Annotated in this window: 19 protein-coding genes; 7 read left to right on the top strand and 12 right to left on the bottom strand. The window is 69.5% G+C overall.

What is annotated here, in order from left to right:
• The first annotated feature begins 74 nt into the window (after positions 1–74).
• Complete coding sequence (locus ACZ6O0_RS33460; RefSeq protein WP_465769025.1) at positions 75–2,702, top strand: family 78 glycoside hydrolase catalytic domain; 2,628 nt, start codon at positions 75–77, stop codon at positions 2,700–2,702.
• Here the strand turns inward: ACZ6O0_RS33460 and trmB are convergent.
• Positions 2,683–3,393, bottom strand: coding sequence for a tRNA (guanosine(46)-N7)-methyltransferase TrmB (gene trmB / locus ACZ6O0_RS33465; protein ID WP_465769026.1), 711 nt, complete (start codon positions 3,391–3,393; stop codon positions 2,683–2,685). The genes ACZ6O0_RS33460 and trmB overlap by 20 nt on opposite strands.
• Positions 3,394–3,534: 141 nt before the next feature.
• Complete coding sequence (locus tag ACZ6O0_RS33470) at positions 3,535–6,519, bottom strand: bifunctional [glutamine synthetase] adenylyltransferase/[glutamine synthetase]-adenylyl-L-tyrosine phosphorylase (protein WP_465769027.1); 2,985 nt, start codon at positions 6,517–6,519, stop codon at positions 3,535–3,537.
• A 165-nt stretch (positions 6,520–6,684) separates the two neighbouring features.
• Between ACZ6O0_RS33470 and ACZ6O0_RS33475 the strand changes: the two genes are divergently transcribed.
• Both ACZ6O0_RS33475 and ACZ6O0_RS33480 read left to right on the top strand, forming a co-directional pair.
• A complete protein-coding gene (locus ACZ6O0_RS33475) occupies positions 6,685–7,179 on the top strand; it encodes a hypothetical protein (protein ID WP_465769028.1) in 495 nt (164 codons plus the stop codon).
• Positions 7,180–7,221: 42 nt separating this feature from the next.
• Positions 7,222–7,356 (top strand): hypothetical protein, encoded by a 135-nt coding sequence (locus ACZ6O0_RS33480; RefSeq protein WP_465769029.1) that lies wholly within the window; start codon positions 7,222–7,224, stop codon positions 7,354–7,356.
• Here the strand turns inward: ACZ6O0_RS33480 and ACZ6O0_RS33485 are convergent, their stop codons facing one another.
• The 4 genes from ACZ6O0_RS33485 to glnA all read right to left on the bottom strand — a co-directional run bounded on the left by ACZ6O0_RS33485 (position 7,357) and on the right by glnA (position 15,633).
• Positions 7,357–11,001 (bottom strand): outer membrane protein assembly factor BamB family protein, encoded by a 3,645-nt coding sequence (locus tag ACZ6O0_RS33485; RefSeq protein ID WP_465769030.1) that lies wholly within the window; start codon positions 10,999–11,001, stop codon positions 7,357–7,359.
• The gene (locus ACZ6O0_RS33490; protein ID WP_465769031.1) at positions 10,998–12,077 is read right to left on the bottom strand and encodes a HupE/UreJ family protein; all 1,080 of its coding nucleotides are present in this window, start codon (positions 12,075–12,077) and stop codon (positions 10,998–11,000) included. Before ACZ6O0_RS33490 ends, ACZ6O0_RS33485 begins: the two co-directional genes overlap by 4 nt.
• 94 nt (positions 12,078–12,171) lie before the next feature.
• Positions 12,172–13,236: a DUF2332 domain-containing protein gene (locus ACZ6O0_RS33495; RefSeq protein WP_465769032.1), complete on the bottom strand. Its 1,065-nt coding sequence runs from the start codon at positions 13,234–13,236 to the stop codon at positions 12,172–12,174.
• Between the two features lie 1,056 nt (positions 13,237–14,292).
• Positions 14,293–15,633 carry a type I glutamate--ammonia ligase gene (gene glnA, locus ACZ6O0_RS33500; protein ID WP_465769033.1) on the bottom strand — a complete coding sequence of 447 codons (1,341 nt, stop codon included), beginning with the start codon at positions 15,631–15,633 and terminating at the stop codon, positions 14,293–14,295.
• Between the two features lie 109 nt (positions 15,634–15,742).
• Between glnA and ACZ6O0_RS33505 the strand changes: the two genes are divergently transcribed.
• Positions 15,743–16,162, top strand: coding sequence for a hypothetical protein (locus tag ACZ6O0_RS33505; RefSeq protein WP_465769034.1), 420 nt, complete (start codon positions 15,743–15,745; stop codon positions 16,160–16,162).
• Here the strand turns inward: ACZ6O0_RS33505 and ACZ6O0_RS33510 are convergent.
• The 3 genes from ACZ6O0_RS33510 to ACZ6O0_RS33520 form a co-directional block, all read right to left on the bottom strand.
• Positions 16,088–17,098, bottom strand: coding sequence for a hypothetical protein (locus ACZ6O0_RS33510; RefSeq protein ID WP_465769035.1), 1,011 nt, complete (start codon positions 17,096–17,098; stop codon positions 16,088–16,090). The genes ACZ6O0_RS33505 and ACZ6O0_RS33510 overlap by 75 nt on opposite strands.
• Positions 17,095–17,565: a hypothetical protein gene (locus ACZ6O0_RS33515; RefSeq protein WP_465769036.1), complete on the bottom strand. Its 471-nt coding sequence runs from the start codon at positions 17,563–17,565 to the stop codon at positions 17,095–17,097. The genes ACZ6O0_RS33510 and ACZ6O0_RS33515 overlap by 4 nt, the downstream gene beginning before the upstream one ends.
• Positions 17,566–17,711: 146 nt before the next feature.
• Positions 17,712–18,878, bottom strand: coding sequence for a DUF418 domain-containing protein (locus ACZ6O0_RS33520; RefSeq protein WP_465769037.1), 1,167 nt, complete (start codon positions 18,876–18,878; stop codon positions 17,712–17,714).
• Between the two features lie 170 nt (positions 18,879–19,048).
• Here ACZ6O0_RS33520 and ACZ6O0_RS33525 point away from each other — a divergent pair, with 170 nt between their 5' ends.
• Both ACZ6O0_RS33525 and panB read left to right on the top strand, forming a co-directional pair.
• Positions 19,049–20,821, top strand: coding sequence for an NAD+ synthase (locus ACZ6O0_RS33525; protein ID WP_465769038.1), 1,773 nt, complete (start codon positions 19,049–19,051; stop codon positions 20,819–20,821).
• A 152-nt stretch (positions 20,822–20,973) separates the two neighbouring features.
• Positions 20,974–22,989, top strand: coding sequence for a 3-methyl-2-oxobutanoate hydroxymethyltransferase (panB, locus tag ACZ6O0_RS33530; protein ID WP_465769039.1), 2,016 nt, complete (start codon positions 20,974–20,976; stop codon positions 22,987–22,989).
• 396 nt (positions 22,990–23,385) lie between these two features.
• Here panB and ACZ6O0_RS33535 read toward each other — a convergent pair whose 3' ends face one another.
• Positions 23,386–24,183 (bottom strand): class I SAM-dependent methyltransferase, encoded by a 798-nt coding sequence (locus ACZ6O0_RS33535; RefSeq protein WP_465769040.1) that lies wholly within the window; start codon positions 24,181–24,183, stop codon positions 23,386–23,388.
• A 306-nt stretch (positions 24,184–24,489) separates the two neighbouring features.
• Positions 24,490–25,389 (bottom strand): aldo/keto reductase, encoded by a 900-nt coding sequence (locus ACZ6O0_RS33540; protein WP_465769041.1) that lies wholly within the window; start codon positions 25,387–25,389, stop codon positions 24,490–24,492.
• Between the two features lie 90 nt (positions 25,390–25,479).
• Between ACZ6O0_RS33540 and ACZ6O0_RS33545 the strand changes: the two genes are divergently transcribed.
• Positions 25,480–25,977: an NUDIX hydrolase gene (locus ACZ6O0_RS33545; protein ID WP_465769042.1), complete on the top strand. Its 498-nt coding sequence runs from the start codon at positions 25,480–25,482 to the stop codon at positions 25,975–25,977.
• A 57-nt stretch (positions 25,978–26,034) separates the two neighbouring features.
• On the opposite strand, the gene ACZ6O0_RS33550 is transcribed toward ACZ6O0_RS33545, so the two are convergent.
• Positions 26,035–26,211: a hypothetical protein gene (locus ACZ6O0_RS33550; protein WP_465769257.1), complete on the bottom strand. Its 177-nt coding sequence runs from the start codon at positions 26,209–26,211 to the stop codon at positions 26,035–26,037.
• Positions 26,212–26,245 lie beyond the last annotated feature (34 nt).

Raw genomic sequence — 26,245 nt, forward strand, 5'->3', positions numbered from 1 at the left:
TCACACGGTTGAAAGCGCGCGACCCGGCTGCCTAGGGTCCTCGGGGTGCCGAGACGAGCCTGAGGAGCCGCCTGATGCACGAGCCGGACGGATGGACGCCTGGTGGTCCGCTGACCGCCCGATCCCTCGAGACCGAGTACACCGTCCGGCCGTTGGGCACCGACGTGACCAAGCCGCGGCTGAGCTGGGTCGCCACGGCTCCGGGGTACGGCGCGACGCAGTCGGCGTACCAGGTCCTCGTCGCCACCTCGCCGGACCTGCTGACGCCGGAGAGCGCGGATGTGTGGGACTCCGGCAAGATGACGTCGGCGCGGACCTTCGGCATCGAGTACGACGGCCCGGCGGCACCCCGCACGCGCTACCACTGGACGGTGCGGCTGTGGGACGGCCTCGACCGCATCGGCGAGTGGGCCGCACCGGAATGGTTCGAGACCGCTCTCCTCGACGAGGGCTTCGCCGAGGGTCGCTGGATCGGCGGCACGGTCGACAGCGCTCCACTCCTCCGCCGGGCCTTCGAGGTCGACGGGACCGTACGGCGAGCGCGGCTGTACGCCAGCGGCCTCGGGTACGCCGACCTCCGGCTCAACGGTCAGGCCGTGAGTGACGCCGTCCTCGACCCCGGCTTCACCGCGTACGACCACACCGTCCTCTACACCACGCACGACGTCACCGACCTCCTGCACGCCGGCGACAACGTGGTCGGCGCAGAGCTCGGCCGCGGATTCTTCGGCCTCACCAGCCCCAACGTCTGGCGCTGGCACCAGACCCCCTGGACCGCCGACCCACGCCTGATCGCGCGCCTGGTGATCGAGTACGCCGACGGCCGCACGACCGAGGTGGTCACCGACGAGACCTGGCACCTCACCGGCGGCCCAACCCTCTCGGACTCCCTCTACCTCGGCGAGACGTACGACGCCCGCCGCGCCCTCCCAGGCTGGGACACGCCGGCCTTCGACGCCTCAGCGTGGTCCGCAGCGACCGTCGTCGACGCACCGAAGGGCAAGCTGGTCGCCCAGGCGCACGAACCCATCCGGGTGATCGAGACCGTCGAGCCGGTCGACGTCACCGCAGCCGCCCCCGGTGTGTGGGTCGCCGACTTCGGCCGGACCGGAGCCGGCTGGACCAAACTCACGGTGACCGCTCCCGCCGGGACGACGATCAGCCTGACCCACGGCGAAACGGTTGCCGATGGCAACGTGGTCGCGGTCAACCGGCACGTCGAGGGCGACCGGATCCAGCGGGACGAGTACATCGCCGCCGGCGCCGGCGTGGAGACCTGGGAGCCGCGCTTCTCCTACAAGGGTTTCCGTTACGTCCAGATCGAGGGACTCACGGATCGTCCGGACGTGGAGATGCGGGTCGTCAACTCCGACGTTCGCGCGGTCACCCGGTTCACCTCGACGCAACCGTCGTACGAGCAGTTCGACCAGGCGATGCGCCGGACGATCCTCAGCAATCTGCACGGGATCCCGACCGATACGCCGTTCTTCGAGAAGAACGGGTGGACCGGTGACGCGCAGGTGGGCGGGCCGACGATGCTGGCCACGTTCGACCTGGCCCGGTTCTTCACCAAGTGGCTCGGCGACATCCGGGACAGCCAGGCCGCGTCGGGGCAGCTGCCGGTGATCGTGCCCTCCAGCGGCTGGGGATTCACCGACCTCTCCCCCGCGACCGAGTGGCCGACCGTCTACCCGTTCCTGCTCCGCGAGATGCACCGCTCGTACGGCGACGACCGGCTGCTGCGCGAGCACTGGGAACCGCTCACCCGTTACCTGGCGTGGGAGCTCGACCGGGTCGAGGACGGGCTGTCCGTGAGCGTGCTCGGCGACTGGCTGCCACCGGGCTACGGCAGCGGGCCGGCGCCGGAGGACCGGCGGCTGACGGGAACGGCGTACCTGTACCGGGCCGTGCTCGCGGCGGCGGAGATCGGCGACATCATTGGCCGTCCCAACGACTATCGCAAGGCCGCGGCCGAGCTCGCCGACGGTCTGAACCGCGCGTTCCTGGATCGCGAGGCCGGTCGCTACCGGTCCGCCGACGATCCCGACTACCGGCAGACGTCCAACGCCGTACCGCTGGCGTTCGGGATCGTGCCCGAGGAACTCGTCGAGCGGGTCGCCGCCAACCTGGCCGCGGACGTCGAGGCACGCGGATTCCATCTCAACACCGGCTGCCTGGGCGTCGGCGTGCTGCTGCCGGTTCTCACCGCACACGGGTACGGCGAGGTCGCGATGAAGGTCGCGCTGCAGCGGACGTATCCGAGCTGGGGCTACTGGTTCGAGCTCGGCGCGGACACCATGTGGGAGATGTGGGAGGACGACGCACGCTCGCGGAACCACTACTTCCAGGGCACCGTTGTGCAGTGGATCTTCGAGAACGTCGCCGGCCTCCGCAACGTCGACGCCGGCTGGGAGCGGATCGTGGTCCGGCCGGACGCGCGGGCCGACGTGGACTCGGCGAGCATCCGCACCGAGACGATCCGCGGCCGGGTCGCGGTCGCATGGAAGAAGGTGAGCCGGGTGCTGTCGATCGAGGTGCAGGTCCCGGTCGGGACGACGGCCGAGGTCCACGTACCGTCCGCGGCTGCCTCGGACGTCACCGCCGTACCGGGTCCGTTCGTGGGCGAACCGGCGTACGAGGATGGCTACACGATCTACACGGTGCCGGCCGGGCAGTGGAACTTCACGAGCCGCTCGGCGTGACCCGGGTGTAGAGGAGGTCGCGGCACTCGCGGCCCTCGGCCTGCGCGCGGGTCTCGAACTTGGTCACCGGCCGCCATTCGGGTCGCGGGGCCCAGCCGTCGTACTGGTTGCGCAGCAGCGGCTCGGCCTCGCAGATCTCGAGCATCCGGTCCGCGTAGTCCGCCCAATCGGTTGCCAGGTGCAACGTCCCGCCCGGCTGCAGCCGGGACGCCACCAGCGCGACGAACGGCGGGGTGACCAGGCGCCGCTTGTGGTGCCGCTTCTTCGGCCACGGGTCCGGGAAGTAGATCCGCACGCCGGCCAGTGTGCCGGGGGCCACGTGGTCCCGGAGGAAGTCGAGCGCGTCGCCGTGCAGCAGCCGGACGTTGTCCAGGTCGTACTTCTCGACCCACAACATCAGCTGCCCGAGCCCGGCCGGGTACACCTCCGCGGCCAGGTGATTCACGTCCGGCGCCGCCACCGCAAGTTGGGCGGTCGCGTCACCCATCCCCGACCCGATCTCCAGCACGGTCGGCGCGTCCCGCTCGAACCACGCGACGAGGTCGACCTGACCCGGCGGCAAATCCTCAAGCCGGCGCCCCAACTCGGACCAGTGCGTCTCCCAGACACGCTTCTGTCCAACCGTCATCCGCACACTCCGCCGGACGTGGCTGAACACACCTTCCTGCCTGACCTGATCCACCGAACTCACCGGCACGAGTCTAGAAGAACGAGGGATGTGTACCGAAGGACGGGTAGTGGGCGGCCGCGCAGGCTCAGCGCGGGGGGTGGTGAGGCGGGACACCGGGCCGGCGGGTGGGGTGCGGTCGACCACTACCCGTTCTTCGGTACGTCAGTCGTCCCAGAACAGGTGCGCGACGGTGTTGGAGGCACGGCGGGTCAGGCGGAGGTAGTCGTCGGAGAAGCGGCTGGTCTCGCCGGGTGGGTAGCCGCAGATCTGGGCGACGGCAGCCAGGTCGCGCGGGTCGCGGGGCAGGGAGTCGCCGGGGCGGCCGCGGACGAGCATGATCGCGTTGCGGATCCGGGTGGCCATCTCCCAGGCCACGCGGAGGGTGTCCGCCTCGGTCGGGTCGACCAGGCCGGCCTCGACCCCGGCGTGCAGTGCGCCGAGGGTGCGGGTCGTCCGGAGAGCGGGAATCCGGTGTGCCTCGCGCAACTGCAGAAGCTGCACGGTCCACTCGATGTCGGCGAGTCCGCCGCGGCCGAGCTTCGTGTGTGTGGCCGGGTCGGCGCCACGCGGGAGCCGCTCGGCGTCGACGCGGGCCTTGATCCGGCGGATCTCCATCACGTCGCGCTCACTGATCCCGTTCGCCGGGTAGCGCAACGGGTCGATCAGTTCACGGAACGACTGACACAGCTCGGCGTCGCCACACAGCGGATCGGCACGCAATAACGCCTGCGCCTCCCACACCGCCGACCAACGCGCGTAGTAGGACGCGTACGACGCCAGCGTCCGGACCAACGGTCCTTGGCGGCCCTCGGGACGCAGATCGGCATCGACCGCGACCGCCGGATCCGCGCCGGGCAACGCCAGCAACCGCCGCAGCTCGGTCGCCGCCTGCGTGGCGAAATCGGTCGCCGCCTTCTCGTCCGCGCCCGGCTTCGGGTCGTGGACGAACATCACGTCCGCGTCGCTGCCGTATCCGAGCTCGTGCCCGCCGAACCGGCCCATCGCGACGATCGCCATCCGAGTCGGCTCCGGCTGCCCCTTCGCCACCGCTCGCCGGGCCACCTCCAGCGCGGTCGACAGCGTGCCGACCGAGATCACCGTCAGCGCCAGCCCGACCTGCTCGACGTCGAGCAGCCCCGACAGATCCGCCGCGGCCACCCGGAACAGCTCACGCCGCCGGACCGCCCGGATCGCGGCCACCGCCGCCTCGGGCTCGTCCTGCCGCCCGGCCGCCGCGGACATCTCCGTCAGCAAGGCTTCCTGGGTCCGCGGCACGAGTTCGCGTTCGTCGGCGAGCATCGCGGTCGCCTCGGGCGCGCGCTGCAACAGGTCGACGGCGTACCGGCCGCTCGCGAGCAGGTGGGCGAGCCGCTCTGCCGACGCGCCCTCGTCGCGGAGCTGACGCAGGTACCACGGAGTGGACCCGAGCGAGTCGGAGATGGTCCGGAAGGCGAGCAGCCCGGCGTCCGGGTCCGGCGACTCCGCGAACCACCCGAGCATCGCCGGCAGCAGCGCCTTCTGGATCGACGACCGCCTCGACACCCCCTCGGACAGTGCCTCGATGTGCCGCAGCGCGGACGCGGGATCGGCGTACCCGAGAGCGGTCAGCCGCTGCTTCGCGGCTTCGGGTGTCAGCCGCACCTCACCGCCGGGGATCCGCGCGACGGCCGCGAGCAGTGGCCGGTAGAACAGCTTCTCGTGCAGCCGCCGGACCTCGAGCGCGTGCTTCTTCCAGGCCGCGGTCAGGTCGGCGACCGGGTTCTTCGTGAACCCGAGCGAGCGACCGAGCCGGCGCAGGTCGGCTTCGTCGTCCGGGACGTGATGGGTACGGCGTAACCGGTACAACTGGATGCGGTGCTCCATCGACCGCAGGAACCGATAGGCATCCGCGAGTACGGCGCCATCCGTGCGGCCGACATACCCGTTCGTGGTGAGCGACTCCAGCGCGACGAGCGTCGTACCGCTGCGGACCGCTTCGTCGCTACGGCCGTGGACGAGCTGCAGGAGTTGTACGGCGAACTCCACGTCGCGCAGGCCGCCCGGACCGAGCTTGAGCTGGCGATCGACGTCGGCCGCGGGGATGTGGTCGATGACCCGCCGCCGCATCGCCTGGACGTCGCCGACGAAGCCCTCGCGGTCGGCCGCCGACCACACCAGCTCGGCGGTCTTCTCGGCGTACAGCTGACCGAGCTTCGCGTCGCCCGCGACCGGACGGGCCTTGAGGAGGGCCTGGAACTCCCACGTCTTGGCCCAGCGCTGGTAGTAGGCGAGGTGGCTGTCGAGGGTGCGGACCAGCGGGCCGGACTTGCCCTCCGGACGCAGGGCCGCGTCGACCGGCCAGAGCGTGCCCTCGCCAGTGTGCTCCGAGCAGATCCGCATCGCCGCGGCGGCCAGCAGGCTCGCGGTCTTGAGCGCGGGCGCCTCCGGCTCGCCGTCGAGCGGCTCGGCGACGAAGAGGACGTCGACGTCGCTGACGTAGTTCAGCTCGCGGCCACCACACTTGCCCATGGCAATGATCGCGAGGCGGCAGTCCGCGGCACCCGGATGGGCGGCGAAGTAGTCGTTGCGGGCGATGTGGAGCGCGGTCTCGAGCGCTCCCCCGGCCAGGTCGGCCAGGACCGCGGCCACCTCGTCGACCAGCAGCCCTTCGGCCAGGTCGCGGGCGGCCAGCCGGAGCAGGAGCCGCCGGTACTCGACCCGGAGCGCGTCGACCGGGTTCTCGGCGTCGACGGCCTTGGCGAGTTTCGCGGCGACGTCCTCGACCGACGGCCGCGCGCCGGCCAGCGCGGGATCGGCCAGGTCGTACCAGTGCCGTGGGTGCACGCCGAGATGCCGACCGAGCGCCTCGCTCGCGCCGAGCACGTAGACCAGGCGGCGCCGGAAGCCGTCGTCCATCTCGAGTGTCCGCGCGAAGGCGGGGAGGTCGTACTGGTGCCGGTGCAGCGCCTCGACCATCCCGCACAGCCCGTGCAGCGCGAGATCCGGATCCGCCGACTCCGACAAGGTGGTGATCAACTGCTGGGTCGCCATCGGGCTGCGCACATCGAGGCTGTCCAGTTGCTCCAGCATCACCCCGGCCCGCCGCGGGTCCGCGAAACCAAGCCGGACCAGCCGTCCCTCCCACGAACCCCGCCGAGCCTCAGCCACCTCTGCAGGCTACCCAAACGCCCCCGTCGCGATACGCCCGGGCTCAACCTCTGCCGGAGCCCTCATACTCAGTGTTATGAGATCGCGAAGAGATCGCGGGATGATTGCGGTCAATACACGGTGTCGTGTAGCGGATTCGCTCAGTAATCGGCATGATGGCTTCTCATGGTCATGATGACGGGGTCGCTCGCTGTTCGGGGCACGGTGGTCTGGTTGACGCCCCAGCAGGGCGGGCGAGTGTCCGGGCCGCCTGAGCCGGACTACGACTACGACTACACAGCCACCGCCTACCTGCCGCCGCGGACGGCGGAGGACGGTCAGGCCGGGATCGCGCTGCGCCGGTTCGCGCCGGGCGCCTGGCGGACGCCGGCCGAAGGGATTCTCGTGCCAGGCAAGGGAAACCGTGCCCAGCAGGTGATCCCCGGGTGCATGGTAGTGATCACCGAAGGGGTTCGCCCGGTCGGGCTGCTCACGGTCGAAGAAGTGCACGCCCTCGCCGCGGACGGCACCCCGGTGGTCGCACGCGTGGAGGACCCGCCGGCCCCGGTCATCACGCCGCCTTCCCCGGGCGAGACGCCGTACCGGCACTCCACCGCGGCATCCCGGTGGACCTCGAAGCACGCCTCCGACGACGCGCCGCCCGAGCCGGCCAGGGTCTGAACACACTCTGTTGCAATCCGCCTACCCAGGCGTTGCCTTCGGTTGTCTGCGTCGCTGGACGGCGTCCCGAAGGACTCCACCGTCATCGGTGCCGTGAGCAACGGGCTGCCGGTGCTCGACCGGATCTCGGCCTCGCCCCGGCAGCCCGTCAGGGTGCTCGCGGTCCTGATCGGTTGATCAGAAGGCGAACTGGTTCAGTACTGCGAACTTGTCCGCCGCGCCTCCGTTGGAGACCGCGACGACGCGCCGGGTGATGGTGTGTGCACCACCGGCCGGCAGGTCCAGCTTGAACTTGCTCATCGTCCAGATCGCCTGCGAGTACCCGGTGAACGCCCCGCTGTCGGCGCCGTACACCAACCCGTAGGTCTGGTTGTCCGCGCCGGTCCCGGACTGGCCGATCCAGCGCTTCGCGTCCGGCGTCTGGGCGAACGGACCACCGCTGGTGACCGGGGCGTTGCCCGACACCGCCGAGCGGGAGCCCGCACCGTCGTGGTCGAGCGCGTCACCGGCCCACACCGTCAGCGGCGCACCCGTCGCGTTGGTGAACGTCGTCGCCGCGGTGACGAACTGCTCGTCGGCGGTCGCGGTGTACGTCGTGACCACCTTGAGGTTCGCGTTCTCCGCCGAGGTCCCGGTGACCTGGACGACCGCCTTCTCGCCGGTGTTCTCGACGATCCGGATGTCGGTCGACCGCACCTGCAACTGCTGCCAGGCACTGCCGCCGGTCGGCTCGGTGGTGCTCACGTACGGCAGGTTGATCCAGTCCAGCTGGTCCGGCTGCCCGGTGATCGCCATGTCGACGACCTTGCCCGGGGTGGACGGACTCATCTGCGAGTCCTGGAAGACCTTCGCGATCGCCATCGCCAGGTGCTTGTTCTCGATCACGATGTCACCGACGCCGGCCTCGACCAGACCGCTGGGCAGCCGCTTGCCGATACTCGCGTCGACGTTGACCGGCGCCACCTCGAGATCGGCCTGGTAGGTTCCGCTGTCGCCGGCCTCGACCTCCTTGGCCGCGGTCGCGAACCCGAGCTGCGCCACCTGGATGGTGTACTTGCCCGCGCCCTGCGAGAGACCGACCTGGTAGTTGCCGGCGACATCGGTCGTGGTGCGGCCGATCGCCGTACCGTCCTGCACGACCAGGACGGTGCTGTTCGCGGCAGGTGCGCCGGTGGTCTTGTTCTTCACCGTTCCGGCCACCAGCGGCCAGGCCTTGGCGGTCGGGCCGCCCGGGGTGAAGGCGTACAGGTTGCCGTCGAACGCGCCGGCGACCACCGTGTTTCCGCTGACCGCCGGTCCGGCCGACACCCAGGTGCCGATGTCCTGCGACCACAACGGCTGACCGGTCCGCGCGTCGAGCGCGTAGAACCCGCCACTGTTCGCGCCGACGAACAGCGTGTTCCCGGACAACGCCGGCGAGGTGAACGAGCCACCCCGGTACTGCGAACCCGGCAGCAACTGGTCCCAGATCACGGCACCCGTGGTCGCGTTCAGCGCGGTGACCGCGCCACTCGGGAAGGACATGTAGACCGTGTTGCCCTTGATCGCCGCGGCGGACGGCGTCGCGCCGCTGCTCACCAGCGACGGGTGCGAGCTGGTGTAGCTCCACAACACGGCGCCGGTCGCACCGTCGCGGGCGACGATGCCGTTGTTCGAACCGATGAACACCTTGCCGTCGGCCGCGGACGGGACGCCGTCCTGCCAGCCGCCGAGGGTGTCGGTGCCCTGCCACAGCTTCGCGCCGGTCGCCAGGTCGTAGGCGATGACCACGCTGCCGTCCTGGTTCCCGACGTACACGCGACCGTCGGCGACTGCCGGCGTACCGTCGCTCATCGTGTTGCCCGCCATCGGCGAGGCCCAGACACGCTGACCTGTCTTGGCGTCGAGGGCCAGCAGCAGGCCGGTCGCCGCCTCACCGAACCGGGTCTGGTACGGGAACAACACCTTGCCGTCGGCAACCGTCACGCCGTAGTAGCCGTAGGTGCGCTGGTTGTTGCCGTCCGGCGCGGCCTCCGGGTCGTGCCGCCACTTCAGCGTGCCGGTCTTGGCGTCCACCGCGAACAGCGTGCCGCGCAGGGTCGGGACGTAGACGAGACCGTCCGACACCGCCACGCTGCCGTGCACCGACGACGGCACGGTGTAGCTCCACAACTTCTTGCCGGTGGCCAGCGAGACCGCGTGGACCGCGCTGTTGCCGTCACCGTTCTCGTCCCGCGTTCCGGCGTACACGACGCCGTCCACGATCGCCGGCGAGCCGGTGAGGAACGTGCCCTTGGTCCGGTACGACCAGGCCAGCCGCTGACCGGCGGCGATCGCGTCGGTGGCGACACCGCTGTGCGAGGCGTCGCCGTGGTGCTGCGACCAGTTGGCTCCGGCGACCGGCTGGATCGCCTTCTCCCCGGTCAGGGTGAAGTCCGACGTCCGGGTCCAGGTCGCACCGGTCTTGTCCGCGGCCTCCACCACGATCCGGTGCTTGCCGGCCTTGGTGCCGTGCGGCAGGTCGGCGTACCAGGTGAACTCACCGGTCGACTGCAACGGCTGCCACTCGCGATTGTCGATCCGGTACCGAACCCGGACCGGGTTGTCCGTCGTGTCGTAGGCGTTCACCTGGATGCCCGGGAACTTGTCCAGCGGGACCGCGGTGCCCGGGGCCGGCGAGACGACGGTCAGGTCCTTCTCCGCGCCGTAGATCCGGAACGGGTTGTCGAAGGCCTTGTTGTCCATGTGCACGAACCGGAACCCGCGCGGCGAGTTGTCGATCGTGTACGAGCTGGACACCGTCTGGATGTGCTTCGCGGTGCCGGCGAAGTCGCTCTTCGGCTCCACGTCGTTCGAGTGCTCGTGGCCGACCAGGATCAGCTCGGCGCCGTACTGCTCCAGCACCTTGCCGTACTCGTCGTACACCGACGGCGAACCGAACGGCACGTTCATCGGCTGGTGGGTCAGCACGACCAGGTGCTTGCCGCGCTTCATGTTCCGGGCGAGGTCGGCCTTGACCCACTCGAGTTGCTCGGCGAACGGCGCGGCGCCGTTGTTCTCCAGCACCAGGAAGTGCCGGTCGCTGTAGTCGAACGAGTACCACTCCGGGCCGACGTGCTTGCGGTAGTTGTTGATCCGCTCGGCGTACGTCGCTCCCGCGGCGTACTCGTGGTTGCCGACGGCCGGCCAGACCGGGACCTTCGAGTTCGCGGTCCCCCGCTGGTAGGTGTCGAACTCCGCGTCGGTGGCGTTGTTCGTCAGGTCGCCGCTGACCTGGATGAACGCGAGCTTCTGCTGGGTCGAGTTGATCTCGGTGATCTGCTCGGGCAGTTGCGCGTTGACGTGCGGGTCGGCGACGTTGGCGAAGGTGAAGCCACCGCTCGCGGACTCCTTGTCCTTGCGGAGGCCGAAGTTCACCTCCTGGCTGGCGCCGTCGGCCAGCTGACCGAGGTTCCGGTAGAACTTCGGCGTCATGGTGTCGTCGGTGCCGACCGAGTAGCCGGCCGGCTGGGTGACGAACACCAGGTCGACGTCACGACGCTCGACGTCGGTCGTGAACGTGTAGCGCCCGCTGGCGTCGGTCACGACACTCTGCTGACCGTCCGACACGCTGACGCCGGGGATCCCGACCTCACCGTTGTCGATCCGGTTGTCGGCATCCCGATCCTCGAAGACCGTGCCGGTGATGGTGGCGCTAGGCCCGTCAACGGCATCCGCGACTACGCCGCTGAGCGGTACGGCAACGACCATCACGGCCAGCCCGCCAGTAACGCCGTACAAGAGTTTGTGCCACTTCGTTGTGGCGGGTGAATGATCGTTCGACCTGTGTGACAGGCGGATCATGTGAGGAAAAACCTTTCTGCGAACCAGTAGAGGCCGAAGGCGGCGACGACCCCGGTCGCCGAGCGAACCGCCGGAACCGCGACGCGGGTCCGGCGAATCATCAGGACCAGCGGAAACACGGCGAGCAGTAGCAACGCCTGACCCACCTCGATGCCGACGTTGAAGCTCAGCAGCGAGACGAGCAGTTCCGGACTGACCTGATCGGTGATCCGCAACGACCCGGCGAAGCCGAGTCCGTGCAGAAGACCGAAACCGAAGACCACCGGAAGCCGGTGGCGGGTGGAGCCGAGCAGGTTCTCCACCGCGACGAACGCGATCGAGAGCGCGATCAGCGGTTCGACGATCACCGCGGGTACGGCGATCCCGCCCAGCAGCGTGGAGACGAGCGTGACGCTGTGCGCCACGGTGAACATCGAGATCACCTGGACCAGGCCGCGCAGACTGCCGGCACCGAGGATGAGCGCGACGACGAAGAGCACGTGATCCAGCCCGAGCAGGATGTGCTCGACGCCCATCTTCCCGAACTGCAGGCTCGAACTGGCCATCGTGTTGTCGCCGACGATGAAGTCATGGTGCGACCGGTCGAAGACGGTCCGGCCGGACGTGTCGGCGAACGTGTACTCGACCAGGTTGGTGTGATCGTCCGCGACCGCCTCGGCGGTGTCGAAGACGTCGTACTTCAAGCTGAACGCTCCGGTCGATCCCGGGCAGTCGAACACCAGGCCGAGCTCGGCGTACGCCTTGGTCGCCCGCTGACCGACCGCGGTCGTCTCGAGCGCCGACTCGCACGCGGCACCGTCGACGGAGACGACCACGCGGTCGTGCAAGTACTCGGCGATCCGGTCCTTGGCCGCGTCCAGCGCCAGCGCCCGCTGCCCGTCGTCGTTCACGGGTGCGCCGAGATCGACGGCTCGCGTGAGTACGTCGTACTCGAGGCTGAGCAACCAGGTCACGCGGCCGCCGTCCTGGTGGACCGAGGAGTAACCGGTCGACGCGATCACGTGCGCCGACGCCGACGAGGCTCCGGTCAGGAAGAGCAGGAGCAACAACCCGGTGACCACCAGCAGACGCCGCATGGGACCTGATCCCACGCGACCCCGGCGACCACTGGATGACGACTCAGGAAACTATTTGCCGCCATGACGCGGCAAATCGCCACTTTTCCGCCTGCTAGGCGTCTGCGAGCCAGGCCAGCAGGCGGCCCTGCGACCAGCAGCGGCCGACCGCTTCGGTGCGCAGGGTCGAGTGGTCGAACACCGCCAGTCCGATGATGCTGTGTCCGGAGGCGCGACGGTCGCCGAAGGTCGGGATCGCCGGCGCGACGCCGACCCCCTCAGCCGACACCCAGGCGATCGGTCGGTGGGTGGCCGCTGCATCGAGGCACTGCAGGAACCGCAGCCGACCCTCGAGCGGGAACTTCGCCAGCGCCCAGGTCGTGGTGACGATCGGCAGGACGTCCGCGGGCACTCGGGCCAAGGCGTCGGGCAGGATCTCGATTGCGTCGCCTTGCAGGAGCAGTGGAGGATCCGTCGCCGCCAGCGCGAGCTCCGCTTCCAGCGTTGCGAGCTGCTCCGGCTGATCAGGTGGCAGGCAGGCACGCAACCATCGCGCTTCATCCACGTCGGTCACGTCGATCGGGTCGAGGTCGACACCGATCCGTGCGACAACTTCTGGCATCGCTGTCCTCGGGATAGGCCGGTCTCCCACTACCCTCGCGGACAGCTGCACCGGGGATGCCGGATCGCCCAGCGATTGCCCGTTGCTGTAGCTGATGCCGACGCGATCGACGGTGAGATTGAAACCCGCCGAACAGCCGATGTCGATCAGGCCGATCGCGTCGGCGCCGACCCGGCGGGCCACCTCGGCGATGGCCGGATACAGCACCGGCCCGCGTCCGGTCTCATGAGTCCGCGGCTGCCGGTTTGTGGCGATGGCCACGACCGAGTCGGTCATCCGCACCAGCGTGTCGATCGCCGCGTCCGCCGCTGCATGGGAGTCGCCGGCCGCATACGCCGCGGCCAGCGCCGGAGCATGTCCGGCGAGCGCAAGATCATGCAGCGCGGCAAACATCAACGCAGGATTCCGCTTCCGCGCCGGCGCCGCCTCGATCGCCCGCAAGGCCTCGTCAGACTCGCTCAGTGCCACGGCGATGCGTCCATACAGCGGCGACGTCTTGGCCGCGTCGACCTCACCGAACCGCCGATAAACCTCAGCAAGCGAGCGCGCCCTACCCACGCGCACCACCCACAGTCAGCTCCGGCATCCCGCCGATTCTAGATCCACCGCCTGGCCACCAACCGCCCGCACCCAAGCACCCACCCACGACCTCGCCGACGACCGCGGCATCGTCCACGACCCGCCCGCGACAGCACCACGTGCCCCATCGCGCCCCTCCCAACCCCAGTAACCCCGCGAGCACCCATCCCACGAGCACCCACGCCACAGCCCCCATCTCACGGGCACCCACCCCGCGGGCACCCCCTCCGCACTCCACCGCGCGACGAGCCCGCAGGTTGCGCGGCTTTCCGGAGAATCCTGGTCACCTGGCGCCCAATTCTTTCCGCAAACCCCAGCCCGCTCCGCGCGGCCACTCCGACCGGCCAGATTGGAGCGCGCGAAAGCACGCGTGGGTCAACCCACCCAACCCGCGACCACAGCCATCCAACCCACGGACGCCGCCGCCCCGGCGCTCAACCGCGTGCAGCGCAAGACCATGCAGCGCACGGGCGAAAGCCCCCGCAACGCAGCGGGCGGCAGCCCGCTCACCGCGGCGGCGGCAGCCCGCGGGAACCTACAGCGCTGGCAGCGCGCGTAGCCGGCGCGACGGAGCGACGGCGTAAGCACGCGTTGGTCAAACCCCACGCCCACCGTGACCACATCCATCCACCCCAACGGGCGCCGACCCCAGCCCTCGACCGTGGGCGACAAACCCCGCAGCACGACGGGCGACAGCCCGCCAGCACGCGGGCGAAAGCCCGCTCACCGGGGAGCGCCAGCAGCAAGGAACATCCGGGCGGGTGGAAGCGCGCCACGGAGCAGCGACTGCGATAGCACGCGTGGGACAACTCCACGCGCGCCGTGACCACAGTCGCCCACCCCACGGGCGACGCCCCGGCCCTCGACCGCGGGCGACAGCACGCAGCACGCGGGCGACAGCCCGTAGACCGCGGGCGACAGCCCGTAGACCGCGGGGCGGCAGCATCGCAAGGAACGCATGGGCGGGTGGGAGCGCGCATAGCCGGCGCGGCGGAGGAGCGACGGCGAAAGCACGCGTGGGACAGACCGCAGTACCTACAGAACAGGTAGGAGTTTGTTGAGTTCGAAGGGGGTGACCTGGCGGCGGTAGTCCTGCCACTCGGCGCGCTTGTTGCGGAGGAAGAAGTCGAAGACGTGCTCCCCGAGAGTCTCAGCGACGAGCTCGCTGTCCTCCATCGCGGAGATCGCCTCGGCGAGACTGCTCGGCAGCGGCTTGATCCCGAGCGCCTTCCGCTCGCGAGGCGTCAGCGACCAGACGTCGTCCTCCGCCTCCCGCGGCAGTTCGTAGCCTTCCTCGATGCCCTTGAGCCCAGCCGCCAGCATCAACGCGAACGCCAGATACGGGTTGGCGGCGGAGTCCAGCGACCGGAACTCGACCCGTGAGGACTGCCCCTTGTGCGGCTTGTACATCGGCACCCGCACCAGAGCGGACCGGTTGTTGTGCCCCCACGAGATGAACGACGGCGCCTCGTCACCGACCGCGAGCCGCTTGTACGAGTTCACCCACTGATTCGTCACAGCGGTGATCTCGGCCGCGTGATGCAGCAGCCCGGCGATGAACGCCCGCCCGGTCTTCGACAGCTGGTACTGCGCCCCGCCCTCGAAGAACGCGTTCCGGTCGCCCTCGAACAGCGACATGTGGGTGTGCATCCCGGACCCGGGCTGGTCGGACAGCGGCTTCGGCATGAAGGACGCGTAGATGCCCTGCGACAGCGCGACCTCCTTCACGACCACGCGGAACGTCATGATGTTGTCGGCGGTCGACAGCGCGTCGGCGTACCGCAGGTCGATCTCCTGCTGGCCCGGGCCGCCCTCGTGGTGGCTGAATTCGACGGAGATGCCCATCGATTCGAGCATCGTGATCGCCTCGCGGCGGAAGTCGTTGCCGATGCCCTGCGGCGTGTGGTCGAAGTACCCGGACGAGTCGACCGGCTCCGGCGTCGTACCGGGGGCGCCGACGAGCGACTTGAACAGGTAGAACTCGATCTCGGGGTGCGTGTAGAAGGTGAACCCGAGGTCGGCGGCCTTGGACAGGGTCCGCTTCAGGACGTGCCGCGGGTCGGCGAAGGAGGCGGACCCGTCAGGCATGTTGATGTCGCAGAACATCCGCGCGGTGCCCATGGTCTCGCCGCGCCAGGGCAGGATCTGGAACGTCGACGGGTCCGGCTTGGCCAGCATGTCCGCCTCGGTCACCCGGGCGAACCCCTCGATCGCGGAGCCGTCGAAGCCGATCCCCTCGGCGAACGCGCCCTCGAGCTCGGCCGGCGCCACCGCCACCGACTTGAGGAACCCGAGCACGTCGGTGAACCAGAGCCGCACGAAGCGTACGTCGCGCTCCTCCAGGGCGCGCAGCACGAACTCCTGCTGCTTGTCCATCAGTCCACCTCCAGGTGTGAAGCCCGCACACAGTGTGCCCCGGCTCTGTTAAGCAGACGTTACGTGCTCGGGCGGACAGGAGCTCTCTCAGGGCCTAACGTGTTCCGTTGTGCAGACGATCTTCGGCGCCGGCTACCAGGTCGCCCTGATCGTGGCCGCGCTGCTGTGTGTGAGCGATCTCCTGCTCAGCACCGGCCGCTTCGTCCAGTCGGTACGGCGTAAGCGGCCGGCCGAGCGGGATGTCCTCGGTCGCCGCTGGCTGCCGATCCCGGAGCTCGGGTTCGGCATGTGCGCGTTCTGCTGCCCGGGCCTGGTCACGCTCGGCCTGACCCACCACAACGCCGACGATCTGCCGACCAAGCAGATCCTGCTCGCCGCCCTGGTCTTCGGGTACGCCGGTGCCGTGCTGTCGCGGATCGTCCGCACACCGGGCCCGGGCGGGCGCCGGTTCCGGCTACGCGCCGGCCTGCTGCTCGGTCTGCCGGCTCTCTTCGGCCTGGTCTTCGGTCTGTCGGGCGTTGCGATCTGACCGCGCCTTGAACCACGGCACCACCCGCTCGAGCGGCGCGAACGCGAGCCAGCAGACCACGGTCGGCAGGAAGTGGATCAGCAGGATCGCCGTGTTCGCCGCGTGGAAGCCGAGGAAGAAGAGCGCCCCGAGCAACTGCCACCGGCCCTTGAGCCAGAGGATCACCGGTGAGAGGAACTCCGCGGTGATGCCGACCCACTGCATCACGTGCAGCATCCACGGGTGGTGCAGCAACCACTCTCCGACCGGGTGCGGCCGCCGTACGATCGCCCACGTCAGGATCGCGCTGCTCGGCCAGGCGAGCGTCCACCCGGCGCCCCGCAGCTTGGCGATCGCGGACAGGAAGTAGGTCGCGATCACCGAGATCTGGATGCACCGGATCGCCCAGCCGGCCGCCTCGGACTTCGTCTGATCGGCGTACGGCGAGATCTCCCGGCGCCAGCGCAGGTTCCAGCCGCCGGTCCGGGGCGCCACCGTCGGCAGCACCCAGAGCGCAACGACGAGGGCGAGATGGTCGTGGTCGACCTTGCCGTCGCTCATCCCGATCAGCACCCACCAGGTGAACGCAGGGGCGACGATCCAGCCCGCGAGTCGCGGCAACCGGTTGGTCGCGCCGATCAGGCAGAACACGAGGAGGACGACGTACAGGGTGGTCGTGTTCGCGACCGACGGCCTGGGGAGGTCGAGCAGCCGGGCGAGGAGTAGGGGCTGGTACAGGCCGGGGTGCTCGCCCTTGTCACGGGTGTCGCGGACGAAGGCGTGCATGTCGAGGATGACGAACAGGTAGAGGATCGTCCGCAGCCACGCGATCCGGGCGACGGCGATCCCCGGAGTGAACCAGTCGGCAACCCGACCGGCGACGGACCGGCCGGAGGTCGACTGGCCGTCGGTGGTCCGGCCGTCGGTGGTCCGGCCCGCGGTCTCGGCGGCGCTCACTTGCGCACCACCCAGGTGGCGAGGACCTCGGACGTCGGCGGGCCCTCGACCCGGCCCTTGACCAGCTGCGTGGTGTCCCGGATCAGCTCGAGCTTCACGTACTTCGGCTTGCCCGGATGCTTCCGCGCCCACCCGTCGGCCACCGCCTGCAGCAGCGACGGATCCTTGACGATCTCACCGGTCCGCGCCTCGATCTCGGCCCGGGCGACACCGGCACCCTCGATGTTCAGCGGTACGTCGACCGTCGTACCGGCATCCGTCCGCGCGCTGATCCGGGTGAACGTGATCGCGGCGTCGTCCGCGACCGAACCGGCGTACTGCGACATGGGGCCGAACGGCCAGGCGTCGTCGGAGGCCCGCACCGATCCGTTGATCAGCAGGCCGATCCCGACCAGGGCGACCGCCACCCGCACGCCCTTGCCCACTCGGCCCAGCCGGACGTCCCCCGTCCGTACACCTTCTGTCACGCCCGTCATTAGACCATCCTCGGTTTCGAGAGGTCACTGGTAGGGAATTTTCCAAGACATGACCGTCCCAGAAAATATCCAACGCGCCCGGATGTCCCGGCGTACCACCGCGACAACAACTCGACGCAGTGCCCGGGTGACGTGTTCTACGCCCGGCTGCCGGAGCTGCGCGACCGCGTGGCCGCGGTGATGCTCGGCTGATAGGTGATCCGCCGGATCAGCAGCTCGAACGGCCCGCGGTAGGCGGCGCGCCGCATCCGGTCGGCCATCAGCACGGTCGCCAGCCAGGTCGCGACGGCGAGCAGCGCCGTGGTGGTCGTGGTGAGCGTGCGGGACAGGTCGAGCAGGTACGGCGTGAAGACGACAGCCCACACCACGGACTGAGAGAGGTAGCACGTCAGCGAACGCTGGCCGACGGCGGCGATCGCCAGGGTGATCGGGCCCTCGCGATCGCTGAGCCGGTGCGCGATCAGCACGATGAGGGCGGCGTACCCGAAACCGCCGAAGACGCCGGACGCGTCGTGCAAGGGGCCGAGGAAGCTCAGCGCGTGGTCGCTCGGCTGGTCGATGAAGCCGCCGACGACGAGTGAGACCGGGAGAGCGCCGGCCACGGCGATGGTCAGGCCGACGATCGCCGTCGTGATCAGCACCGTCCGGTGCTCAGCGGGCCGCTCGAGGATGCGCCGCCGGCCGGCCCAGAGCCCGATCAGGAACGGCGTAACGAACCCGATCCAGCCGAGTCCGGCGATGAACGGCTGGACGACGATGCGGTCACCGAACTGCCCCAGGAAGTCCGGCGGCAGCATCGACGGATCCGCCGCGTCGGACGCGGTCGCCAAGGAATCGTCACTGGGCAGGGCCGTGAGCACGAGTACGAGCGCGGCGACGATGAACAGCCAGCGGTCCTTCCAGCGCAGCGCCCACACGCCGAGGAAGAGGAGTACGCCGTACGCCGCCAGGATGTCGCCGATGTAGAGCAGCATCGCGTGCAGGAACCCGAGCGCCACGAGCACCAGACTCCGCCGCCACAACAGCTGCCGGATCGGCCACCACTCCACCCCGTCCTCCCGCTGGCGGCGGACGATCTGCGCGACGCCGTACCCGAACAACACCCCGAACATCGGGAACGCCCGCCCATCGACGAACGTCGAGATCGCCATCCCCACCACCCCGGCATCGACCGGGAATCCCCCGAACACACGGTCCCCGTAGACGAAGTAATGCGAGTTGGCCAAGGCAATGAACAACAACATGAATCCCCGGGCCAAGTCCGGCCCCAACGCCCGCTCCCCCAACCCCGTAGGTCCACTCATACCCCCAGTCAATCCACCACCCCCACCCCCCACATCCAACGAAAGTCCCCGCCCGGGAGACCTTCGTCGTCGGCGACCGGATGCCGGCCGGGCGCCCGCCGCGAGACCTGCATTTGATCAACGAGTGCATCGGGCGTGGGTTCGAGCCAGCGAACCAGTAATGTGCTCCCGTGCCTCAGCTTCGGGTAGCTCTTGCTCAGCTCAATGTGACCGTGGGTGACATTGACGGGAACGCGGACAAGATCGTCGCGTGGACCCGGAACGCTGTCGAGCGCGGCGCGCACGTGGTGGCGTTTCCGGAGCTCGGGCTGACCGGCTACCCGGTGGAGGACCTGGCGCTGCGGGCGTCGTTCGTGGACGCCTCCCAGGCCAAGATCAAGACCCTGGCGAAGCGGCTGGCCGACGAGGGCCTCGGCGACATCGTGGTGGTCTGCGGCTACCTCGACCGCGCCGGCGGTACGGCGATGGGCATCGACCGGCTCGGCCGTCCCAAGGGCTCCCCGACCAACGCCGCCGCGGTGATCCACCAGGGCCGGGTCGTCACCAGCGCGGTCAAGCACCACCTGCCGAACTACGGCGTCTTCGACGAGTTCCGGCACTTCGTCCCCGGCAACACCCTGCAGGTGATCCGGATCCACGGCATCGACGTCGCCCTCGTCATCTGCGAGGACCTCTGGCAGGACGGCGGCCCGGTCGCCGTCACCAAGGCCGCCGGCGCCGGTCTGCTGCTCGTCGTCAACAGCTCGCCGTACGAGGCCAACAAGGACGACGTCCGCGGTGACCTGGTCCGCCGCCGCGCCCGCGAGGCCGGCTGCTCGCTCGCCTACGTCAACCTGGTCGGCGGCCAGGACGAGCTCGTCTTCGACGGCGACTCGCTGATCGCCGATGCCGAGGGCACGGTGTTCGCCCGCGCCCCGCAGTTCGAGCAGGGCAGCATGGTCGTCGACCTCGACCTCCCCGCCGCGTCGGGGACGCCGGAAGGCACCCACGAGGGCATCGAGATCGTCCACACCGTGCTCCACGAGGACGCGCTGGCGCCGTACGAGCCGATGGACCCCGCGGTCGCGCCGCGGCTGTCCGACGAGGCCGAGATGTACGGCGCGATCGTCACCGGCCTGCGTGACTACGTCCAGAAGAACGGGTTCAAGTCCGTCCTGCTCGGGCTCTCCGGCGGCATCGACTCGTCGCTGGTCGCCGCGATCGCCTGTGACGCGATCGGCGCCGAGCACGTGTTCGGTATCTCCAACCCGAGCGTCTACTCCAGCGACCATTCCAAGGACGACGCCGCCGAGCTGGCCGCGCGGACCGGCCTCAACTACCGGGTGGTGCCGATCCAGCCGATGGTCCAGCCGTTCCTCGACACGCTCGGCCTGACCGGCCTGGCCGAGGAGAACCTGCAGGCCCGGGTCCGCGCGGTGATCTGGATGGGCCTGTCGAACGCCGACGGCCACCTGGTGCTTGCCTGCGGCAACAAATCCGAGCTGTCCGTCGGCTACTCCACCATCTACGGCGACGCGGTCGGCGGGTACGCGCCGCTGAAGGACGTCCCGAAGACCCTGGTCTGGCGGCTGGCGAAGTGGCGGAACGCCGACGCGAAGGAACGCGGCCAGCAGCCGCCGATCCCCGAGAACGCGATCGCCAAACCGCCGTCGGCCGAGTTGCGCCCCGGGCAGAAGGACACCGACTCGCTGCCGCCGTACGACCTGCTCGACGACATGCTGGACGACTACGTCGAGCAGGACCGCGGCAGCGCGGAACTGGTCGCCGCCGGGTTCGACACCGAGCTGGTCACGAAGGTGATCCAGCTGGTCGACCGTGCGGAGTACAAGCGGCGGCAGTATCCTCCGGGTCCGAAGATCACCCACAAGGCCTTCGGCCGGGACCGGCGACTGCCGATCACCAGCGCATGGCGTGAGGACGCACGAAAGGCAGCCGAGCACTGAGCGACTCCTGGCGGTACCGCCCTTCCACCGACATCCCGTGGGGCTCGACCGAGGAGCCCCCCGGCCGCTCCGGCCTGCCCTCCGACGATGTGAGCGATCGCTCACCCACAGGCGGTGGCGCTCACCCTCCGCAACGGTGGGACGATGAAGGCATGGTTGACAACTTCCTGTCGGCCGGTACCCCAGGTGACGACGAGGAGCTGCCGTCGCCGTACGGGACCGGACCGAAGAACCGGACAACCGAAGAGCAGCGTCGCGGGGACTACGGCGACGACAACTGGCGGGACCGGCCGAACGGGCTCGGTCTCGACCCATCGCCGTCACTGCCGAACGCACCACGGTCGTACGAGCGCGGCCCGGTCCCGCAGCAGCCGTACGTGCCCAAACCGCCGTACCTGCCGGCCGCACCGCCACCGCCGGCGCAGCAACCCCAGCAGCAGCGGTACGGCGACCAGCCGCAAGGCCGCCCGTACGGCGATCAGCCGCAGCGGCCGGAGTACTACGCCGAGCGTGAGCGCGCCCGAGAGCGTGAGCGTGAGCTCCGTGGCGAGCGTGAGGAGTACGGACAGCCGGCGTACCCGGACCAGAACCCGTTCCGACCGCAGCCGCCTGCACAGCAGACACCACCGCCGTCACAGGGCCGGCCGAGTCCGTTCGGTCCCGGCAGCAACGGCACCCCGCCGAACCGTCAGCCGCAGACCGGGCCACAGCAGCCGCCGGCCGGACCGCCGCGGCAGGCCCAGCGCCCGTCGGCACCGCCGCAGTCGAGCAACGGCGTGACGCAGCGACCGCCCGCACCGCACAGCTCGAACGGGAGCACCAGCTGGAGCAGTCCGGCCCCGACGCCTTCGCCTGCGCCGCCGGCTCAGAGCAATGGACTGAGCAACGGGCACAGCAGCAACGGTGTGACCCCGCCACAGCAGCCGCCCACGCCGCAGCAGCAGACGCCACCACCTGCCCCGGCGCAGAACCAGACGCCGCAGCAGCCGCCGCGTCCGGCCGCGCCCGCCACTCCCCCGGCGAACTACGTGGACGCTCCGACCATCACGGCGTACATGCCGGACACCATCGAGTCCTACCAGCAGGAGGCCGGTCAGAAGCAGGACAACGGCTACCTGTCGGATCCGAGCGCGGAGTACGAGAGCAACGCACCAGTGAGCGAACCCAAGCCAGTCGGCGGACGACGCCGCGCGGACGTCCAGCAGGATGCCCCGAGCCAGATCGAGCACTCCGCGTCGCACCGCGCGGCCCGCAGGGCTCAGGCAACGGCGAGCACCGCACCCTCGGAGCTCGGCGGTCAGTCGGCCCCATCGCAGAACAAGCCGGCCGACGGTGGCGGTTCCGGCGGCGGATCGGGTGACGGCAGCAAGCGGCCGCGCAGGTACCGGGTGCACCACCTCCGCGACATGAAGAGCCGCGGCGAGAAGTGGGCGATGCTCACGGCGTACGACCAGTACACCGCCGAGATCTTCGACCAGTCCGGCATCCCGGTGCTGTTGGTCGGCGACTCCGCCGCCAACAACGTCTACGGCTACGACACCACGCTCCGCGTCACCGTCGACGAACTCATCCCACTCGCCCGGGCCGTCGCCGGCGCGGTCGAGCGTGCGCTGGTCGTCGCCGATCTGCCCTTCGGTTCGTACCAGGCGTCACCCGAGCAGGCGTTCCACACCGCCGTACGGTTCATGAAGGAAGCCGGCGTACACGCGGTGAAGCTGGAAGGCGGCCGCACCATGGTCCCCATGGTCGAGAAGCTGACCCAGTCCGGCATCCCGGTGATGGCACACATCGGCTTCACACCGCAGAGCGAGCACAGCATCGGCGGCTACCGCGTACAGGGCCGCGGCGACCAGGCAGCCGGCCTGATCGACGACGCCGTCGCCCTCGCCGAGGCCGGCGCGTTCTCCGTCGTCCTCGAGATGGTGCCCGGCGACGTCGCCGCCGAGATCACCAAACGCGTCTCCATCCCCACCATCGGCATCGGCGCGGGCCGCGACACGGACGCCCAGGTCCTCGTGTGGCAAGACATGGCCGGCCTCCGCTCAGGCACCATGCCCCGCTTCGTCAAGCAGTACGCCGACCTCCGCGGCATCCTCACCACCGCCGCCACCACCTACGCCGCCGACGTAGCCTCCGGAGCCTTCCCCGCCGACGAACACACCTTCTAGTTCCTACCCGGTTCCTACCCACGCGTGCTACAGCAGTCGCTCCTACGTCGCGCCTGCTACGCGCGCTCCCACCCACCCGTCGTTTCCCTGCGGGCTACCGCCCACGGTCTGCGCGCTACCGCGCGCGGTTGACTGCTTGGCCGGCGCCCGCACGCACGGCCGCTGTCGTCCCGGCAGCCGGGTCCAGCCCACGCGTGCTCCCGCAGTCGCTCCTGCGTCGCGCCTGCTACGCGCGCTCCCACCCACCCGTCGTTTGGTTGCGGGCTACCGCCCACGACCCTGCGCGCTGCCGCGCGCGGCTGACTGCTTGGCTAGCGCCCGCCCGCACGGCTGCTGTCGTCCCGGCCGGCTCCAGCCCACGTCTGGTCCCGCACGTCGTGGGCCGGTCGTCGCGCCTTATGACGGGCTGATGCGACAGACGACGTCGGCGGCGTCTGAGCTCTCCAGGCTGAGGACCTGGAAGCCCGCTGAGATCAGCTCATCCCGAAGCGCGTCTGCTGAGAGGTGCCTTCGGTGAGGGACGTACCAGTGCCCGTCGATCTCTACGACCTCATCGACGGTCGAGTCGGCCGGGACCTCGCGGTAGTAGGTCCCGGTGGACGCGTCGTGGTAGAAACCAGGCTCGTCTTCACGTCCTGGCACGTGCACTGCCGTCGAAACCACGTAGTACCCGCCAGGCTTCAGTCGAGCCCGAACGGCCGCAAACACAGCGCCGCGATCTTGATCGGTGACGATCGACTGCAGGCAGAAGCTGTCGAGGACGAGGTCATAGCGGCTGCTCGTCGGTTCGGATGCCAGGGCACAGATGTCCGCCACGCTGAAGTTCACACCCACGCCCCGCTCGTCGGCCATCCGCCGCGCGAGCGTGATCGCCTCGGGGATGAGGTCGATCGCGTCCACCTCAAAGCCACGAGCGGCGAGGAAGCACGCCGCGGGACCTGTGCCGCAGCCGTACTCGAGCACGCGTGCACCGGGTCCAAGGTCGAGCCGCGGAAGCACACGCTCGAGGAACGCACGGTTCTGGAAGTTGTCGTAGGTCCACGCACCGCTGTCGAACAGGTCGTTCCACTGCGTATACCCAAGCCGTTCGATCTCGCGATACGCAGACTCATGCTCCGCTTGGTAGTAGCGCACACCAACCTCCTCCGGGAACCTATCCGTGCGACGCCGACTGCCAGGGCGGACCTGTCCCACTCACCAACGCCCAGCCATCACAACCCACGAGCTGAGCGTGATCCACTTCGAACCCACGCAGTTGGTGAGTGCCACATGTCCGCGTCCGCACGGGAACGACACGACAGCCGGATATCCCCGCGCGAGGGTGCCCTTTTGGTCGGCCGTGACCCACAGTCGTCTCGCGGACCACGCCAGCCTGCGCTGTCACACACGCGCGCGGCAGCGCGCACACCGCGGGCGGCAGCCCGCACGGAAACAACGGGCGGGTGGGAGCGCGCGCAGCAGGCACGACGAAGGAGTGACTGCGGGAGCACGCGTGGGCTGCTAGATCCACGGGAGGGCGGAGCGTTCCGTCCAGTACTCCTCGGGTTGTTGGATGAACTCGGTGAGAGGGCCGGCGGTGGCGTGGGCGAGGTTGCTTTCGAGTTGTTCGGCTGTGATTGCGCCGCTGAGGACGACGTCGGCCCATGGTTGGGCGGCGGCCGCGCCGATCGCGAGGGCGTCGGGGGCGACTCCGTGCTGGCGGGCGAACTCGTTGAAGGGTGTCTCGCCGGCCTTCGACGTCAAGCGGCCGTTCGCGACAACCTCCTTGATCACCACGAACCAACCGGCGGCGTGCGCCTCGGCCAGAGCGGGGCCGACCGATGTCTCGAGGACGTTCCACGTCGCTTGCACAGCTGTGAACGGAGTGTGCGACGACAGCGCCCGCCGCAGTGTCTCGGCCTGGTGTGGTCCGCTCGTCGACAGACCGACGCGTACGCCGCTGTCCGCGAGCTCCCGCAGCCGATCGAGCAACGGCTTGTCGCGGAGGGCCGGGCTGTCCGACGTGAGGCTGTGGACGAGGTAGAAGTCCGGCGGCCCACCCAGCGCTTGAAGGGTCTCCGGCCATTGTCGTTCGAACGTCGCGAGGGTGTGGTCCTTCACCTCGTGCGTCGCCACGTCCTGCCGCCAGTCGGCCACGTACGTGTAACCCCACTTCGACCCGACAGTCAGCTGCGTACGTCGCTCCGGCGTCAGCCATTCGCCGAGGAACGTCTCGGCAAGTCCGTACGAACGCGCGGCGTCGAAGTACCGAACTCCGGCCTGCCACGCCTGCTCGAGCAGCTGGTGCGTGCGCGCCCGAAGATCCTCCACCGCCCGTCCCGCCGACAGGTCCTCGTCATGACCGAGATTGATGTACCCAGGACGCCCGAGTGCCGCGAGCCCCAGACCGATGGTTGCCATGGTGCCGATCCTAGGTGTCCCCGGCAACCACTGTGAGACGCGCCGCATCGGGCGACGCGGAACGGCCTGTGTCGTCTAGCGTTTTGTTGTGTGAGCGAATCCCGATTGCCACCACCTGGCACCGTCGTACGTCGTACGACGGCCCGCGTGCTGCCGGTGCGTCCCGACGGCAAGGTGTTGCTGCTGCACGGGTGGGATCCGCTGAAGCCACAGACGCCGTACTGGTTCACGATCGGCGGTGGCGTGGAAGCCGGCGAGACAGTCACGCAGGCGGCGAGCCGGGAACTGCGCGAAGAGGTCGGCATCCTGCTGCCGGCCGACGCGCTCGGCGCACCGGTGGCGACGAACACGATCGAGTTCGAGTGGGGCGGGTGCCCGATCATCCAGCACCAGACGTTCTTCGCGGTCGCGGTGGAGGGGGTCGACGTGACGTTCGCCAACCAGGAAGAGCTCGAGCTGCAGACGATCAGCGCGCACGGCTGGTGGTACGGCGACGACCTCGAAGCGACCGGCCAGGCCGCGCACGTCACCATCCCCGGACTGCTCCGCCAGGCCGCCGACGCGATCACCCTCCGCCGCGCGTCCTGATCCGCGCACCCCTGATCAGCGCACCCCTGATCAGCACATCCTGCAGCGGAGCCCTGGTCAGCGCTTGCGGGCGTCCTTCAGGACCTTCTTCGGGACCTTCTTGTCGACCTTGTAGTGCACGCGATCGAGCCGCTCGGCGCAGCCGGCCTTCGACAGGCGCAGCAGGACGACCGGGCACTTCTTGCACCTCGGCTTGTCCTTGCAGCACTTCTTCTTCGCGGTCATCGACGGCACGCAGCGAGTGTAGGTGAGGCATACCTAACCGTCT

It is taken from the genome of Kribbella sp. NPDC048837 (genome assembly GCF_055586945.1).

Bases quoted from the DNA above. Each gene is read 5' to 3' on its own strand.
- ACZ6O0_RS33490 (WP_465769031.1), bottom strand. From the start codon at position 12,077: ATGCGGCGTCTGCTGGTGGTCACCGGGTTGTTGCTCCTGCTCTTCCTG.
- ACZ6O0_RS33460 (WP_465769025.1), top strand. From the start codon at position 75: ATGCACGAGCCGGACGGATGGACGCCTGGTGGTCCGCTGACCGCCCGA.
- ACZ6O0_RS33520 (WP_465769037.1), bottom strand. From the start codon at position 18,878: ATGAGTGGACCTACGGGGTTGGGGGAGCGGGCGTTGGGGCCGGACTTG.
- ACZ6O0_RS33540 (WP_465769041.1), bottom strand. From the start codon at position 25,389: ATGGCAACCATCGGTCTGGGGCTCGCGGCACTCGGGCGTCCTGGGTAC.
- ACZ6O0_RS33475 (WP_465769028.1), top strand. From the start codon at position 6,685: ATGGTCATGATGACGGGGTCGCTCGCTGTTCGGGGCACGGTGGTCTGG.
- glnA (WP_465769033.1), bottom strand. From the start codon at position 15,633: ATGGACAAGCAGCAGGAGTTCGTGCTGCGCGCCCTGGAGGAGCGCGAC.
- panB (WP_465769039.1), top strand. From the start codon at position 20,974: ATGGTTGACAACTTCCTGTCGGCCGGTACCCCAGGTGACGACGAGGAG.
- ACZ6O0_RS33485 (WP_465769030.1), bottom strand. From the start codon at position 11,001: ATGATCCGCCTGTCACACAGGTCGAACGATCATTCACCCGCCACAACG.